15 protein-coding genes are annotated in these 15,440 nt (G+C 68.5%); 4 read left to right on the top strand and 11 right to left on the bottom strand.

Translation table 11 applies throughout. The annotated features are described in order from the left end of the window. Positions 1 to 25 precede the first annotated feature (25 nt). The 3 genes from AB0316_RS00800 to AB0316_RS00790 all read right to left on the bottom strand — a co-directional run bounded on the left by AB0316_RS00800 (position 26) and on the right by AB0316_RS00790 (position 2,899). Entirely contained in the window at positions 26 to 619 is a 594-nt protein-coding gene (locus AB0316_RS00800) for a hypothetical protein (RefSeq protein ID WP_366269612.1), read from the bottom strand. 41 nt (positions 620 to 660) lie between these two features. Further along, positions 661 to 2,019, bottom strand: a complete 1,359-nt coding sequence (locus AB0316_RS00795; RefSeq protein ID WP_366269610.1) for a wax ester/triacylglycerol synthase domain-containing protein — start codon at positions 2,017 to 2,019, stop codon at positions 661 to 663. Between the two features lie 157 nt (positions 2,020 to 2,176). Next, positions 2,177 to 2,899, bottom strand: a complete 723-nt coding sequence (locus AB0316_RS00790; protein WP_366269609.1) for a YoaK family protein — start codon at positions 2,897 to 2,899, stop codon at positions 2,177 to 2,179. A 337-nt stretch (positions 2,900 to 3,236) separates the two neighbouring features. Here AB0316_RS00790 and AB0316_RS00785 point away from each other — a divergent pair, with 337 nt between their 5' ends. Continuing rightward, entirely contained in the window at positions 3,237 to 3,440 is a 204-nt protein-coding gene (locus tag AB0316_RS00785; RefSeq protein WP_009777120.1) for a cold-shock protein, read from the top strand. A 132-nt stretch (positions 3,441 to 3,572) separates the two neighbouring features. On the opposite strand, the gene AB0316_RS00780 is transcribed toward AB0316_RS00785, so the two are convergent. The 7 genes from AB0316_RS00780 to AB0316_RS00750 all read right to left on the bottom strand — a co-directional run bounded on the left by AB0316_RS00780 (position 3,573) and on the right by AB0316_RS00750 (position 11,385). Further along, positions 3,573 to 4,577 carry an Lrp/AsnC family transcriptional regulator gene (locus AB0316_RS00780; protein ID WP_366269607.1) on the bottom strand — a complete coding sequence of 335 codons (1,005 nt, stop codon included), beginning with the start codon at positions 4,575 to 4,577 and terminating at the stop codon, positions 3,573 to 3,575. Next, a complete protein-coding gene (locus tag AB0316_RS00775) occupies positions 4,578 to 5,429 on the bottom strand; it encodes an alpha/beta hydrolase (RefSeq protein WP_366269605.1) in 852 nt (283 codons plus the stop codon). It abuts the gene before it with no gap. A gap of 26 nt (positions 5,430 to 5,455) precedes the next feature. Continuing rightward, entirely contained in the window at positions 5,456 to 6,631 is a 1,176-nt protein-coding gene (locus tag AB0316_RS00770) for a Xaa-Pro peptidase family protein (RefSeq protein ID WP_366269603.1), read from the bottom strand. 1 nt (position 6,632) lies between these two features. Then, a complete protein-coding gene (locus AB0316_RS00765; RefSeq protein ID WP_366269601.1) occupies positions 6,633 to 7,532 on the bottom strand; it encodes an ABC transporter permease in 900 nt (299 codons plus the stop codon). Next, positions 7,529 to 8,494: an ABC transporter permease gene (locus tag AB0316_RS00760; RefSeq protein WP_366269599.1), complete on the bottom strand. Its 966-nt coding sequence runs from the start codon at positions 8,492 to 8,494 to the stop codon at positions 7,529 to 7,531. The genes AB0316_RS00765 and AB0316_RS00760 overlap by 4 nt, the downstream gene beginning before the upstream one ends. A 66-nt stretch (positions 8,495 to 8,560) precedes the next feature. Beyond that, positions 8,561 to 10,174 (bottom strand): ABC transporter substrate-binding protein, encoded by a 1,614-nt coding sequence (locus AB0316_RS00755; protein ID WP_366269598.1) that lies wholly within the window; start codon positions 10,172 to 10,174, stop codon positions 8,561 to 8,563. Continuing rightward, positions 10,174 to 11,385: a membrane dipeptidase gene (locus AB0316_RS00750; protein WP_366269596.1), complete on the bottom strand. Its 1,212-nt coding sequence runs from the start codon at positions 11,383 to 11,385 to the stop codon at positions 10,174 to 10,176. The genes AB0316_RS00755 and AB0316_RS00750 overlap by 1 nt, the downstream gene beginning before the upstream one ends. A 172-nt stretch (positions 11,386 to 11,557) precedes the next feature. On the opposite strand from AB0316_RS00750, the gene AB0316_RS00745 reads away from it, so the two are divergent. Continuing rightward, a complete protein-coding gene (locus tag AB0316_RS00745; RefSeq protein ID WP_366269594.1) occupies positions 11,558 to 12,589 on the top strand; it encodes an ABC transporter ATP-binding protein in 1,032 nt (343 codons plus the stop codon). Further along, a complete protein-coding gene (locus AB0316_RS00740) occupies positions 12,576 to 13,628 on the top strand; it encodes an oligopeptide/dipeptide ABC transporter ATP-binding protein (RefSeq protein WP_366269593.1) in 1,053 nt (350 codons plus the stop codon). Before AB0316_RS00745 ends, AB0316_RS00740 begins: the two co-directional genes overlap by 14 nt. Before the next feature lie 222 nt (positions 13,629 to 13,850). On the opposite strand, the gene AB0316_RS00735 is transcribed toward AB0316_RS00740, so the two are convergent. Next, on the bottom strand, positions 13,851 to 14,336 hold the full coding sequence (locus AB0316_RS00735; RefSeq protein ID WP_366269591.1) for a pYEATS domain-containing protein: 486 nt from the start codon (positions 14,334 to 14,336) through the stop codon (positions 13,851 to 13,853). 702 nt (positions 14,337 to 15,038) lie between these two features. On the opposite strand from AB0316_RS00735, the gene AB0316_RS00730 reads away from it, so the two are divergent. Next, positions 15,039 to 15,335 carry a hypothetical protein gene (locus tag AB0316_RS00730; RefSeq protein WP_366269589.1) on the top strand — a complete coding sequence of 99 codons (297 nt, stop codon included), beginning with the start codon at positions 15,039 to 15,041 and terminating at the stop codon, positions 15,333 to 15,335. Positions 15,336 to 15,440 lie beyond the last annotated feature (105 nt).

Here is a 15,440-nt window from a genome sequence, read left to right as displayed (position 1 = left end):
CCACGTCGGCGGGCCGGCGCCCGACTCACCCGTCTCGGGGATCCTCGGTGAGCGCAACGACGCGAACCTCGGAGCCGGTGGTCGGCAACCGGCGTCTCTTCGGGGCCCCAGCACCGCCGGTGATGGCGTAGGCGAGCAGGACCAGGCACCTCCAGGCTCCGACGGCGAGGATCAGCCACGCGAAGTACTCGGCCACGACCAGCGTCGGCCGGTCCCCGGAGATAAGGACGCGGGCGGTGCGGGGGTCTGAGGCGCGGACGGACACGTCGAGCGGCTGGCCCATCAGGGCGCACTCCTCGCCACTCGCATGGCCGGCACGGGCCCGGGCGGTCGCTCCCCGGAACACGAACTCGACTTCGACCGTGCACGCCGTGACCTTCCCGCGTTTCGTGAGGCGCGAGCTGTGGTCGAGCGCGACGACGGTCCCGTGCAGGGTCTGCCCGTCGGGATACGGGTCGGCTGAGTGCAGGTTCGACCCGATGACCCACGAGAGCAGCAGGCCGACGACGAGGAGCGTCACGCTGCCGATGGCGCTGCCCCTTCTCCTGCGTCGGCTCATCGGGCTACCCGCGCCGGAGAGGTCACGGCGCGCAGTCGCCCAAAATGGGTCAGTCGTCACGAACGGCATTGTGACCGCACGCCTCGTCGTCGGCGGCCGAATCACGTGGAATGGCTGGACAGCCGCGCGTATCCGACGAGCGATCCCCGCATCGCCTCACCGAGCACCTCGAGCTCGCCCAGGGCGGCGTCGGCGTTGACGGTGATGGTCAGCGTCCCGGCATACGACAGGGCCGCGACGCTGATCGGCACCAAGGGGACGAGAGGGGCCACCGGCACGACCTGCAGCATGCGTGACCCGGCGAGCCAGAGCGGGGTGGACGGGCCGGGGAGGTCGCTGACGGACAGGTTCACGCGCCTGCTGCCGACCCGGCGACCCCAGCGGACGACCGCCCAGGCCACAGGCAGTGGCACGTGGAGGATGTCGGTGACCGCGCCGCCGCTGGCCCGAAGCCGCGCTTTGCGTTCGCTCGTCGCTGTGCTGATCTCCGCCAGTCGTCGCAGCGGGTCCGACTCGCCGACGGGGAGGTCGACCACGATCATGCCCATCGCCTGGCCGGTGGCACTCGTGGCGACCGGCACGGTGGCGCGCAGGAAGATCCCGTCGAGGTCGTCCCCACGCGCCGCCAGCAGGCCGCGCATCCCGTCGGTGACCACGGCCAGGACCAGGTCGTTGATGGTCACCCCGAGGGCGTGTCCGGTGCGTCGGGCCGTTTCGAGGTCCTGGGTGGCGACCGTCATGACGCGCCTGGGGCCGACTCGGCGCGGCAGCGAGGTGGCCGGCAGCGGGACGCGGAAGCCCTCCCACGCCTGACGAAGGCCCGCGATCGGCTGGCGGGCGCTCCCGGCAGGAGCCTCAGTTGCGGATGGCGCACGCACGCGAGGACGGACGCCGGCGTGCAGCCAGTCGCGGACCAGCGCGCGCGGTGATGGTGTGGGCGGCCCGGTGACGGGGTCCTGGTCAGGGTGCGGCGCGTCGGGGGTCGGGTCGAGCAGCGAGCCGACCAGACGTACCCCAGCCAGACCGTCAGCGAGGATGTGGTGCACGACGATCAGGACGGCATACCGCCCCGCGGGCAGTCCGCCGATGACCTCGGGCCGCCACAGCGGCCGGTCCAGCGGGAGCGGTCTGACGCACCGGTTGGCGGCCCACGTCGCGAGGTCCTCGCCCGCCGGCAGGGTGCTGACCAGCACGTGCTGCGCCGCGTCGAAATGCGGGTCGCGCACCCAGACAGGTCGTCCCTGCCAGGGCCGGGTCCACAGCACCCGCCGGTTCAGCACGTTCAGGCCCCGCGCACGGAGCGCGAGCTCGTGTCGGAGCCCCTCCACGTCGACGGTGCCGTCGGGTCGGGCCCACGGCCCAGCGTCGAACACCCCGAGCAGGCCCAGCTGGAACGGCGTGTTCCGATCGCCCACCCACGCGTTGGCGAGCTCGTCGATGCGCAGCCGTTCCAGAGTCATCGTGGTCAACCTTCCGGAGTCCATCGACCACCTCACCGGTCCCAACTCCATGGTGTCGCGTGCCGGCATCTAGGCCAGCGTCTCGCCCTGAATCGCTGGGAACACAAGCAGGGGTATGCCGTGTGGCTCGCGGGCCTACGGCCGCACCGGCAGTGGGTCAGTCGGTCACAGCCGGCAGCGTCGGCCGGTGGGCGCGGTCGTGCCACGCGCCGACGAGCGTGGCGGCGCCGATGAGCACGCCGGTGACGAGCAGGCCCAGGCCCAGCTGCGCCTGGAGCAGCAGCGCGCCGACGAGCGCCCCGAGCAGGATGAGGACGACGGCGAGGCCGCGCCGCGCGGTGCCGGCCCCGCGCCACGAGGCCTTGCCCGAGCCGAGGACACTGTCGGCGGCCAGGCCGGTCAGGGTGCTCGTGACGACGACGGTCGTGACGTCCTTGACGGCCAGGTGTCGCGCGGTCGCTGCCTGCACACCCATGGCGACCGCGGCCGCCGTGGTCGCGCCGACCATGACCGACTCGCCCGGAGTGCCTCCCAGCGCGAGGAGCGCCGTGGCCAGCGCGAGCATGATGACCGAGACGAGGCCGAGCAGAAGCGTGACGCGTCCGCTCCACGGCGCCTGCTCGCCTCTCAGCGCCCGCCCGCCCACGGCGGCGCCGGCCACGAAGCCCACGAGCGCCAGTGCCGGGCCGAGCACCGGCAGGCCTGTGCCGCCAGCGAGGGCCATGCCGAGGACGACGACATTGCCGGTCATGTTGCCGGTGAAGACCTTGTTGAGGCCCAGGTAGCCCACGGCGTCGTTGATGCCGGTGGTGAAGGTGAGGGCCAGCATGAGCCACAGGTGCATCCGGTCGACAGGGATGGCGCGCAGTCTCGTCGTCACGGGCCCACTCTGGCAGCCGACATCTCCAGGCCCTGCTCGGTGTCTGCGCTGGAACGAGGGACTCGACTGTTCTGCTCGAGTCACCGCATGCACAACCACGACGGGCGGCGCTCCGGCTGCTAATTGGGGCGCCAGCACGGCTGCTCGCCGCTGTGCTGGGCAGGCGGCCGGGCACGGGTGCTGCTAGCGTCGTTCACGGATGTCGTCCCGGTCCTCGAAGTTCGGATCGGGCACCACGCGCCGGCGCGCGAGCTCTCGCCTGCGGCGCTCGTGGTGATCCATCGGCATTCTGAGGTCTCCACACGGGAGACCTCGCAGACCAGAAGAGGCAACACCAGTGGCAACAGGCACCGTCAAGTGGTTCAACAGCGAAAAGGGCTTCGGCTTCATTGAGCAGGACGGCGGCGGCGCCGATGTCTTCGTTCACTACTCGGCCATCGAGAGCGGCGGCTACCGCGAGCTGCAGGAGGGCCAGAAGGTCGAGTTCGATGTGACGCAGGGTCCGAAGGGCCCGCAGGCCGAGAAGGTCAAGGGCATCTGAACCACAGAGACCCGCACCGGCTGAGCCCGGTTCTCAACGAATCCCCCGACCGTACGGTCGGGGGATTCGCTGTTGGCACCCCCTCGCATTGAACGTCGCGCCCTCAAACCTCCCCGCGAGCGTCCCCGCTCGTCATGGCGTCAACGGGGACCCACCCACGGTCTCGAGCCACCATGGCGTTTCGAGGAAACCGCGCTTGACAGTGAGTAGTTCAACGCTCGCGGTCCAGCCGAGGACGCCGTCGATGCGACCGAGCCCTTGAGTCATGAACTCAAAGACGTCCTTGCTCGACGGCATGATCAGCTCGCACATGAGATTGCCGTTCAGCGTCGCGGCGAGATAGCGCACGCCGACGTAGGAGGACAGCTCGTGGGCGATGTCGTCGATTCGCTTCGGCTGCACCGAGATGTTCAGGACGATCTCCGACTCGAAGCCGAGCACCGACGCCGCGACGAGGGTGAGCACCCACGCGCAGCCCCGGTCGCGCATCGCCTCGAAGCGGCGCCGCACAGTGCTCTCGTTGACGCCGATGGAGTCGGCGACGGAGCGGAAGCTGGCGCGACCGTCGGTACGCAGCTCGTGCAGGATCGCCAGGTCGGTCTCGTCGAAGTGCGACGGGTCGCACACGTGCGGCGGCTGGATCTCGTCGCTCGCGGACTCGCGCGACGAGGTCGCACCCTGGGCCCAGTGCTGCGAGACCTTGTAGGCGTGCAGCACGAGGTCGCTCTCGCAGGCCTCGACCCCGTCGATCGCGAGGATCTCGTTGATCTGCCGGACGTGAAGCGAGTCGGTGCGGCGGCAGACGAGCTCGGCGAGCAGGTCGCTGCCGCCGGTCACGAGGCACAGGAAGCGCAGATCGGTCCGGCGCGCCAGCGCCCTGGCGACCGTGACCTGTGACCCCGCCCGGACGGCGATCCGCAGCATGAAGAGGTCGGTCTCGCCCGGGGAGTTGATGTTGCTGCTGACGCCGACCCGGAGCGCGCTCGATGCGAGCAGGCTCTGGCCCCGTCGCGTCACCGTGGGCAGGGTCGCGCCGCACTCCTCGGCGATCTCGGTCCAGCTGGCCCGGCCGTCCTTCTGGAGCGCGGCGACGATCTGCCGGTCGAGGGCGTCGAACGGACGGGTGGGAGTCGACACCTAGAGCACCGCACCTCGTGTCGCGACACTCGCCAGGAACTCACGCACGACGGCCTGGAACCGATCGGCCTCCTCGACCTGGGGCGAGTGCCCCGACTTCTCGAAGATCTCGAGCCGGGCATTGGGGATCAAGCAAACGATGGTCTCGCTACAGGCCACCGGCGTGATCCAGTCGTCCCGACCGACGACGACGAGGGTGGGGCAGGTGACGTCGGGAAGCCGGTCCTTGATGTCGTACGTGGGCATGTTCTCGGTGAACGCCCAGTTGTGCGTCTCGAAGCGGTACGGGGTCGCCTCCACCTTGCGCTGCACGCTTGCAGGGTCGTAAACGTGGTCGTAGAGAGGGAGGATCTCGGCCCAGCAGGCACGCAGGTCGTCGTCGTCGCGGGTCTTGCCGTCCATGATCCGCTCGAACTTGCCGAGGTCGAGCTCGACGCGAGCACTGGCGAGTGCATTGGCTCGGGCCAGTTCCTCGTTCGCGTGGTCGGGCGAGGTGTCGCGCAGCACCATCGCGAGCAGGCGCTCGGGGTGGCGGATGGCGTACTCCATCGAGATGAACCCGCCGTACGAGCCGCCGGCGATGACGAAGCGCTCGGCGCCGGCCCACTCGCGCAGTGCCTCGACGTCGGCCGCCCACTGCTCGTGCGTCAGTGGTCCCTTGCCCTCGCTCTGTCCGGACCCGCGGGCGTCGAAGACGAGGACGCGAAAGTCGTCGGCGAGCGGGCCGAACGTGGCGCGCGGCTCAGCGAGCGAGCCGAGCCCGGGCGCGCCGTGCAGGGCGATGAGCAGCGGCGCGTCGTCGCGGCCCATCACCTCGACGTTGAGCCGGTTGCCGTTGATGTCGAGAAACACATGACCTCCCAGGGTGGGTGGCCGCCTCAGGCGGCCACGACGATGTCGTCGAGCGAGCGGGGGAATGCCGTGAGCGGCTGGGCGCCCTCGGCGGTGATCTGCATGGAGTCGGAGATGCGGTAGCCGGCGTGCCCGGGGATGTAGATGCCGGGCTCGTTGGACACGACGAAGCCCTCCTGCAGGACGGTCGGGTCGCCGTCCTCGAGCCAGGGCGACTCGTGCATGCCGACGCCGATGCCGTGGCCCATCCGGTGCTGCAGGTAGTGACCGAGACCGCTGTCGCGGATGACTTGGAGACACGCATCGTTGGCCTCGGCGCACGTCCGGCCCGGCCGTAGAGCGCCCGCACCGACGGCCTGGGCAGCGCGGACGGCCTCGTAGTAGCGCTGCTGGTCGGCCGACGGCTCACCGAGGATGAAGGTGCGCTCGCCTTCGATGTAGCGTCCGCCAACGGCGCAGCCCAGCGAGAGCATGAAGGTCTCCCCGGGTCGCAGCCGATGGGTGGACGGCAGGCCGTGGGGGCGGGCGCTGTTGGGCCCCGAGTAGACCAGGCCGCCGGCACGGAAGCCGATCACCACGACGTCCTCGTGCTCGGCGTCCATGATCCCGGACCCTACCGACCCGAGGAAGGCAGCGAGCTCGGCTTCGGTGGGCAGAGGAGAACCCTGGGTGACGGCGTCGACCACGAGGTCGACCCCGCGGCGCAGCATGACGTCGGTGATCCGCCCGGCCTCGCGGTGGAGGGTGAGCTCCTCGGGCTCCTTGACCCACCGAGCCCGCGTGACGGCATACGACGGGGTGACCTGGGCGCCGTGGAAGGAGGACTCGATGAGCGCCAGCCGCTCGATCGAGGTCGAGGGCGAGATCCCCAGGCGTCCGGGTGGCGCCGCCACGCGGGCGAGGTGGCTGATCGGCTCGACGGTGCCCGGGAACTCGGGGTAGTCCACGACCTTGGCCTGGACCCGTTGCCACTCGGCGTGGTCGGTTTCGAGGCGCGGGACCAGCAGGAGTGTCTCGCCCTCGACCGGAAGGTAGGCGACTACGGGACGTTCGCACGGGTGGTGGAAGAAGCCCGTGAGGTAGGCGACGTCTTCCGGGTCGTCGGTGAGCAGGGCGTCGAGCTGCTCGGCCGCGAGAGAGCGGCGGACGCGCTCCTGGATGCGGAGCAGGACCGCGGCGTCGAGGCGTTGGCGGAAGGCCATGTCAGGAATCCCGTCCGCGCAGGTTGCGCGCGTCGTTGTAGGCGATGGCGATGAGGGTGGCCGCGACCACGAGCAGCAGGATGGCGACGGACGGGAAGAAGGTCGTCCACCATGCCGACGTCATCGATCCAGACTGCTGCGACTCGTAGAGGATGCGTCCCCACGACCAGCTGCTCGGGTCGCCGAGCCCGAGGAAGGAGAGCCCGGCCTCGGACAGCACGGCCCGCGACGCCGTCAGCACGACGGTGACGGTGATGACCGGCGCGACGGCGGGCAGCAGGTGCCGCCGCACGATCCACCCGTGCCGCCCACCAAGCACACGGGCAGCGTCCATGTAGGGGAGGTTGACCACGGAGAGCGCCTGAGAGCGCACGACGCGGGCCACCTCCGGCCAGGAGAAGAAGGAGATGACGAGGATGATCGTGCCGAGCGACGGACCGGCGAGCGCCGCGACGAGGATCATGAGCGGCAGTACCGGCAGCGAGAGCGACAGGTCGACGATCATCCGCAGCACCGTGTCGATGCGGGGCACGTAGGCGCCGAGCAGGCCGACAGCCACACCGATGGCGATGGCGAGGAAAGATGCGCAGAAGCCGACGGTGAGCGAGACGCGGGTGCCCCACACGACCTCGGCGAAGAGGTCCCGCCCCAGGTTGTCGGTGCCGAACCAGTGTGCGCCCGACGGTGGGGCGAGCACGTCGCTGCTGAATCCGTCCGGATAGTCCGCGATGAGAGGGGCGCACACCGCCACGACGACCAGGAGGGCCAGGATCACCGTCGCCGCCAGGCCCATCGGGTTGTGGCGGAAGGACCGCCACGTCGCGGCTGCTGCCCGCTCGTCGTCGCCGACCGGCTCGTCGAGACTCTCCACGTCACCACCGGGGATGAGAACACTGGTCATGAGGTACGCACCCGTGGGTCGAGGAGGCCATAGGCCAGGTCGGTGAGGAGGTTGGCGAGCACGACCGTCGCCGCCAACAGGACGAAGGCGCCCTGCAGGACTGGGAAGTCCAGGCGGATGACTGACTCGTAGATGGCGCGGCCCACGCCGGGGTAGGCGAAGATCGTCTCGGTGAGGACCGCGCCGCCCACCATGAAGCCGAGCTGTAGCCCGAGCAGCGTCGTGGTCGGCAGCAGGGCGTTGCGCAGCCCGTGCTTCCAGACGACGAGCCGCTCGGGCGTGCCTTTGGCCCGCGCGAGCTCGCAGTAGTCCTCGCCGAGGGCGTCGATGAGGGTTGAGCGCAGCGTCAGCACGTAGGACCCGAGCGAGACCAGGACGAGGCTGAGGCAGGGCAGCGCCAGGTGCTGAAGGACGCTGACGTACCACGCGCCCCCGTAGGCGTTCGCGTCGTAGGCGCCGCCGATGGGCAGCCACTGCAGCTTGAGGCCGAAGACGAAGAGCAGGAAGATGCCGACGCTCGGGACGAAGAGCGACTGTCCGGTGACTCCGAGCACCTGTACCGCCCGGTCGGTGAAGCGGCCAGCGTGGGTGGCGGCCAGCACGCCCAAGGGCACACCGATCGCCACCGTGAGGACCAGGGCCGAGCCGGTGAGCAGCAGCGTCCAGGGCAGCCGGGCCAGCAGGACGTCTGACACCGGCTCTGACTGGCTGAACGATGTGCCGAGGTTGCCCTGCAGCAGCTCCCCGAGGTACTTGAAGTACTGCACCGGAAGCGGCTCGGTCAGCCCGTACTTCGTCAAGAGCTCTTGGCGCATCTGCGCGTCCATGTTGGTGCTGGCGATCGCCGAGGCGGGGTCACCCGGCAGCAGCCGCAGCAGCAGGAATGTGATGGTGATGGCGAATAGCACCGTGACGACGCCGTGGAAGATCCGGCGGGCCACGAACCAGACCAGCGGTGGCATCTTGATCCTCTCCGATCGCGGGGTGGGGGATAGCCCCCGGCGCGCTGGACGCGCCGGGGGCACGGGCTACTTGCGCGTGACCTTCGCGAGGGACTGCGGGTCGATGATCGACAGCAGCTCGCTCGGCTTGGTCTCGAACCCGGTCCACTTGTCGCTGTGTGCGACCTTGAGGTTCTGGACGTAAATGATGTTGTCGATCATGTTGTCGTGGACGTAGCGGGCGGCCTGCTGCACCAAGGACTTCTGCTCGTTGACGTCGACGGTGCCCTGGGCCTGCTCGATGAGCGTGGTGAGCTTGGGGTCGTCGACCTGGGAGTAGTTGATGGCGCCCTTCGGCAGGTACTGCAGCGACATGTTGGAGATCGGCTCGTCCATGATCGCGAACGACCCGGCGTAGATGTCGTAGTCACCCTCGACGGTCTTGGCGAGGTAGGTGTTGCGGTCGAGGCCGCGCAGGTCGATGGTGATGCCGGCCTTGGCCGCGCTCTCCTTGACCATGGTCGCCCAGGCGGCGACAACTGGGTCCTGGAGGGAGTAGATCATCGAGAGCTTGAGGTTGGAGACGCCCGCCTCGGCGAGGAGCGCCTTGGACTTCTCCGGGTCGAACGCATACTCCTTGAGCGAGGGGTCGGCCCACTCCTTGAGCGAGTCGGTGATCGGGCTGTTGTTGGCCGTGACCGCCTGGCCCTGGACGGCGACCTGGCGGATCGCCTCATAGTCGACGGCGTGTGCGAGCGCCTGGCGGACCCGGACGTCGTTCATCGGCGGGCGCTTCATGTTGTAGGTCATGTGTGTGAAGCCGAGACCCGGGATGTCGGCCACCTCGAGGCCCATGGTCGTCGAGAGCCCCTTGACCTGCGCCGGCGGCAGCGCGTTGGCGATGACGTCGACGTCGCCCTTCTGGAGGGCGAGGATCTCGGTGTTGACGTCGGGGTAGACCTTGAAGACGACCTTCGAGAGGGTCGGCTTGCCGCCCGGGGCCATGGGGTAGGAGGGCACTCGTTCGAGGGTGTAGCTCTGGCCCTTGGCGATGCTCGAGAGTCGGTAGGGGCCGGCGCTGACCCAGTCGGAGTTGTTGGCGAAGTCGTCCATCTTCGGCTGCTTGCCGAAGACGTGCTCGGGCACGACGGTCATCCAGAAGCCCACTTCCGGGATGACGACACTGTCGGGGCGCTTCAGCTGCACCTCGACCCGGGTGTCCGACACTGCGGTCGCCTTGACGAGGTTGGTCATGAAGCCGGCGACGACGTTGCCCTTGGGCTGCTGCGTCTTGATCGTGTTGATGGTGTACGCCACGTCCTTGGCCGTGAGCTTCGTGCCGTCGCTCCACATGAAGTCGTCACGCAGCTCGAAGAAGCCGGTCTTGCCGTCCTTGCTGTAGCCCCACTTCGTGGCGAGGTAGGGCTGCTTGGAGCCGTCCGCGTTGATGGTGAGCAGCCGGGGGTACATCAGGTCCGTGACCCAGCTGTCGGTGCGGGAGTTGCCGAGCATCGGGTTGAGGTTGACGACGTCGGTCGTCGTCGCGATGTTGAGCACGTCGGTGCCCGAGCCGCCGGTGCCGCCCGAGCCGCCGGACGCGGCTTCGCCGGGCGCGCTGGGCGCGCAGGCGGCGAGGGCCACGGTGGTGGCGCCGATCGCCAGCGCGAGGACCCCGCGCTTGAGCAGGTGTGCAGGACGCATCAGAACCAGACCTCCTCGAGAACACGGATGATGTTGCCGCTGACGACGGCGGCGATCTCGTCGTCGGAGTAGCCGTGGGATACGAGCCACCCGATGATGTTGTAGAAGCACTCGGCGGGGTTCTCCAGGCCGTCGACGTAGGGCTGCTTCTCGTACTCGACGTGGCCGTGGGCCTGGCCGATGGACAGGTTCTTGCTGAAGGTGTCGTGGAGGCCGACGTGGTCCCCGAAGAGCGTGTCGGGCCCGAAGGCGACGTGGTCGATGCCGACGACGTCGACGAGGTGCGTGAAGTGGTCCATGACCGACTCGAGCGAGTGCTTCGGGTGGTCCGGTGAGAGCGTCGTGTGGGGCGCCGCCTCGAGACCAATGACGCCGCCGCGCTCGGCCATCGCCTTGATGACGGCGTCGGGCTTCATCCGGTTGGTCGGCCAAACCTCACGGGAGCCGCAGTGGGTCATGAAGACGGGCTTCTTCGAGTGCTTGATCACGTCGAGGGAGGTCTGGTCTCCGGAGTGGGACAGGTCGATGGTGAGGCCGAGCTTGTTCATCCGGGTCACTGCGCGCTCGCCGAAGTAGGTCAGGCCACCGTCGCCGCGCTCCTTGAGGCCGCTGCCGAGGTAGTTCGCCTCGGAGTAGGCGATGCCGATCTGGCGCACGCCGAAGCCGTAGAGGATGTCGAGGCGGTCGACCTCGTTCTCGATCATCGTGGCGGCCTCGAGGGCGAAGACGAGCGCCATCGTGCCGTCCGCGTGAGCCTGGCGGATGTCCGCGAGGGACTCGCCCTTGACGAGGTAGTCCTGGTGGGCGAGGTCGGACATGCGCATGCCGAGGTCGTGCAGGACGTCGGTCCACTTCCAGCCGCCGTCGCTGCTGATGCAGCAGGTGCCGTCCATGACGTTGTCGAAGACTGCGGTCATGCCGGAGCGGGCGAGGCCCTCGTAGCCGGTCAGCTCGCGGCCGCTGCGGATGTACTCGCGCAGGTCGCCCTCGAGGTTCTCGGGGAACACGGACGGGTGGTCGTGCAGGGAGATCACGACGTTCTCGGTGAGGAGGCGCTCGGTGCGGGCGCGCTGCTCATCGCTGAGGTCGAGTCCGGCATACGCGGGGACGCGGCCGATCTCCTTGGCCATGGGGATGTCGGGGTAGTCGACACCCGCTTCGAGATAGCTGTAGGAGCGGTACTGCTTGTACTGCTCTGACGGTTCGAGCACGGTGGGCCTCCTGGGCGCTGTGACGGGTGGGCGTCCCGGCGTTGCCGCTCCGGACTCTTGGAAGTCTCACCACTATGCGGCGACAAAGTCAACGGATTCGATGAAATTCGGCAGAGGCTAGTCAAGGGTGAGAATTTTCGGCACACTCGGATGCATCCCGTCTGGAGGTCACATGTCTGCCGAACCCGCTTCCGCGGTCCGCTCTCGCGATGCCTCGTCCACCGCCGCGCTGCGTCTGAGGGGCCTCGACGTCAGCTTCCGCACCCGCAACGGGCTGGTTCCCGCCGTGCGAGACGTCAGCCTGGACGTGCGCCGTGGCGAGTTCCTCGCCCTACTCGGCGAGTCCGGATCCGGCAAGTCGGTGACAGCCCGCGCCATCATGGGTCTCACCTCGGGGAGCGGTGCTGACGTCAGCGCCGACGAGCTCATCGTGGCGGGCACCGACATGCTGCGCTGCTCGCCGGAGGAGCTGCGCCGGCTGCGTGGCAGCACCGTCAGCCTCGTCTTCCAAGACGCCTTGTCCGCGCTCAACCCCGTCCTGACCATCGGTGAGCAGATCGGCGACATGTACCGCCAGCACCGCGGCGCTTCGCGCAAGGAGGCCCGCAAGCAGGCCGGGGAGATGCTGTCGCTCGTGGGCATCCCCGGCGCGAGCTCGCGCATCGACGACTACCCCCACCAGTTCTCCGGCGGCATGCGCCAGCGACTGCTCATCGCGATGGCCATCGCTCTGCAGCCGGAGCTGCTCATCGCCGACGAGCCCACGACGGCCCTGGACGTCACGGTCCAGGCGCAGATCCTCGAGCTGCTCGACCGGCTTCGGACCGAACTGGACATGGGCATCATGCTCATCACGCACGACCTCGGCGTCGTCTGCCAGGTGGCCGACAGCGTGGCGGTCATGTATGCCGGCCGCATCGTCGAGCGCGCCACCGCCGACGCGCTCTTCGACCGTCCGGCCCACCCCTACACCGAGGCGCTGCTCAACTCGGTGCCCCAGGCCGGACGGATCGGTGCCAGCCTGCCAGTCATCCCCGGCAGCCCACCGCGACCGGCGGCCCAACCGTCGGGGTGCCCGTTCCACCCGAGGTGCAGCTGGGCGGTCGACACGTGCCGCACCGGTCGCCCACCGCTCGAGGAGGTCGCGCCCGGCCGAGAGTCGGCCTGCTTCCGCACCCTGGAGGTCATCGATGTCAACGACTGAGTCCGCCGCGGCCCCCCTCGCGATCCCAGTGGCCGAGCCGGCCCTGCGGGCCACACACGTCAGCAAGACGTTCACCACCGGGTCCGCCGGGCGTGGCCGCCAACACGTGAAGGCCGTCCGGGACGTCAGCCTCGTCGTCCACCGCGGCGAGTCGCTCGGCATCGTCGGCGAGTCCGGGTGTGGCAAGACGACGCTCGCACGGATGCTCGTCGGGCTGGAACAGCCCGACAGTGGCACCATCGAGATCGCCGGTGAGGACGTGACCAGAGCCACCGGCAGTCGGCGGCGCGCCCTCACACGCGACATCCAGATGGTCTTCCAAGACCCCTACACCTCGCTCAACCCGAGGATGAGCGTGCTCGACCTCATCGCCGAGCCGTTGCGCGTGCACCGCACCCACCACGGTGGCGCGGCCGTGCGGGAGCGAGTGGCCGAGCTGCTCGACCTGGTCAACCTCTCGCCCGACATGATGGGCCGTTACCCGCACCAGTTCTCGGGCGGCCAGCGCCAGCGCATCGGCATCGCCCGGGCCATCGCGCTCGAGCCGAAGGTGCTCGTCTGCGACGAGCCGGTCTCGGCGCTCGACGTCTCCGTGCAGGCCCAGGTGGTGAACCTCCTGCGCGACCTGCAGCTGCGGCTCGGGATCGCGGTCATCTTCATCGCCCACGACCTCGGTGTCGTCCGCCACATCAGCGACCGCACAGCCGTCATGTATCTCGGCAGCGTCGTCGAGACCGCCGCCACCGCGGACCTCTTCGCCACTCCAGCGCACCCCTACAGCCAGGCCCTGCTCTCCGCCTCGCCAACGATCGACCGCGAGCGCTCGGCGCGCCGCGCCAAACGCATCGTGCTGCAGGGAGATCCGCCATCGCCGATCAACCCGCCGTCCGGCTGCAGTTTTCACACGAGGTGCCGGTTCGCAACCGAGGTCTGCAGCGTCGAGGTGCCGCCCGGCGTCACCGTCGCCCCGGAACACCAGGCGGTGTGCCACCACACGAGCGAGACCGTGTCGCTCAGCGCCTCTGAAACGGTCCGCTGAGCAGGACCCGACAGATGGCGGACGCGACTTGGTAGCCGGCGGCACGGTAGACCGGACCCCCGTCGGAGCATTCAGGTCGCTTTCGGCTCCGACCCTACCGCCCTCGGCAGACGGACCCAGAAGACCGAAACCGGCATAGCTGGTGGCAGAGATGTTTTCCTGGCACGTAGCGCTAACGCGGCGGAAAGACCCGGGACGTGTCGTCGTAGAACGTTGCGGCAGTCACTCAGTAATCGAGATCGCCTTGCCCATTTCGAAATCTAGATAGCGGCTCATTACCGCTTGATAGCCATCCGTGAACGTTACACGGCACAGGCAAAGGGCGGGCGCGTGCGAGGCCGTCCGAAAACCGATCTTGGACTTACGCCCCTCCACTCGGATCACGGTGTCTCCCCAGGCTGGTCCCATATAAAACTCCGCGAAGGCGATGTCGCTGAGGTCGTTTGGGTTACCGAAGCGGTCACGGCGCCAACCCACGAGGTACACGTACAGGTCAAACTCCTGGCCGCGCTTGTTGCTCGGCGCCACCGTATGTGCGATGTGAACACCGCGCTGACGCGCGGCGACTTCGGTTCGTTCCTTGGTCCAGTCCGGATGTGGAGTTGCGTCAGTGCGGGCATCATCAGTGTCGGCAGGCGGAACCGCCGTCAGGGCAGCGTTGCGTTCGCTGAGCTCAAGGGAGAGTCCTCCGGGTCCTGTCGCCTTCACTGCGCTTCCCTCGGAAATTCGAGTCCGGACCGCATCCGCCATGGCAGTGACTGATGACCGCCCCACATATAGCAGCACGGAGAGGAAGGCGATCCACGCCAAAGTCTGAATCACGGGTGCCCAAGGAGCCATAACCCGGATAATCGCAGGTCAGGTCATGTGGTGCAGTGTGGCACGCTCCGCGACGGGCCAAGCGATATGGACGACCGTCAGACGGTGGGCGCATCGCGGCGGTTAGACGCACCTTGCACGACCACCGCGGACCTGGCGGATTGCGGCAGTCGTGCCGGGTTCAATCCAACGCCCCCAAACGCGTTCTGGAACTCGCAACAGGGGGCACGTTGGGGGGTATGCGTTTACGGGATCACAACAAGGGAGACCTTGCCCTTACGGCACTGACCCTGACCGTCGCTGCGGCGACCGCCGCCAACGAAGTAGCTCGCTGGGCGGCCCGTCGTCACCGTCGATGCACCCACTCCGCGCATGTGCGGCGTCCCACGTCGAAGTAGTCGCCTCGGTCGTAGGACCCCTATGCGCTCGGATTGAAACTCGCTTCCAGCGGCCGACAGTCTCCGGTACGGCGCGCCCAATAGGTCCGTACACAGCCGGGCGCGGCGAACCCGCCCGTCCGGCGGCGAAGTGCCGCGTGGGCTATTGGCGACGCCGGGGAACAGTCCGAGCGGAGGCCCTATCGTGCTGCCCATGTCATACACCGAGAGCAGGGGCGAGAAGTTGGGTGCGACGCTCAAGGGCTTCGCAAGGGAGATGGGCACCCGTCTGGTAAGTAACTGGGCCAAGGAGGGGTACGACACCGCCGCTCATGTGTCCACCAGCCTCCTTGCAAAGCGCATCGAGGAACTCCACCAAAGGAACAGGTCGGGCAAGAGGCTGACTCAGCAGGAGCAGCACTTCCTGACGGCACTTACGGACATCAAGTCCGAGTTGGAGCGTGAACTCGACGAGGCCTGGGAAGAGTATCCCCATTTGAAAGGTCGGTAGTCTGTGGCGGCAAGGCTGAGCTGTATTTCATGGTAGCGGCGGTTAAGACGCGGGTCCCCGTGCGAAAGCCTTGCCCCTCGACTCGCCGCCCCCTACGGCGGGCCA

The sequence above is a fragment of the Terrabacter sp. NPDC080008 genome, assembly GCF_040702505.1.
GTDB lineage: Bacteria > Actinomycetota > Actinomycetes > Actinomycetales > Dermatophilaceae > Terrabacter.
The sequence above is the reverse complement of the archived record's forward strand: the minus strand, read 5'-3'. Positions and strand labels throughout refer to the sequence as shown.

Excerpts from the sequence above, each read along its gene's own strand:
- AB0316_RS00755 (WP_366269598.1), bottom strand. The coding sequence starts at position 10,174 with ATGCGTCCTGCACACCTGCTCAAGCGCGGGGTCCTCGCGCTGGCGATC.
- AB0316_RS00770 (WP_366269603.1), bottom strand. The coding sequence starts at position 6,631 with ATGGCCTTCCGCCAACGCCTCGACGCCGCGGTCCTGCTCCGCATCCAG.
- AB0316_RS00795 (WP_366269610.1), bottom strand. The coding sequence starts at position 2,019 with ATGACTCTGGAACGGCTGCGCATCGACGAGCTCGCCAACGCGTGGGTG.
- AB0316_RS00760 (WP_366269599.1), bottom strand. The coding sequence starts at position 8,494 with ATGCCACCGCTGGTCTGGTTCGTGGCCCGCCGGATCTTCCACGGCGTC.
- AB0316_RS00765 (WP_366269601.1), bottom strand. The coding sequence starts at position 7,532 with ATGACCAGTGTTCTCATCCCCGGTGGTGACGTGGAGAGTCTCGACGAG.
- AB0316_RS00745 (WP_366269594.1), top strand. The coding sequence starts at position 11,558 with ATGTCTGCCGAACCCGCTTCCGCGGTCCGCTCTCGCGATGCCTCGTCC.
- AB0316_RS00740 (WP_366269593.1), top strand. The coding sequence starts at position 12,576 with ATGTCAACGACTGAGTCCGCCGCGGCCCCCCTCGCGATCCCAGTGGCC.
- AB0316_RS00730 (WP_366269589.1), top strand. The coding sequence starts at position 15,039 with ATGTCATACACCGAGAGCAGGGGCGAGAAGTTGGGTGCGACGCTCAAG.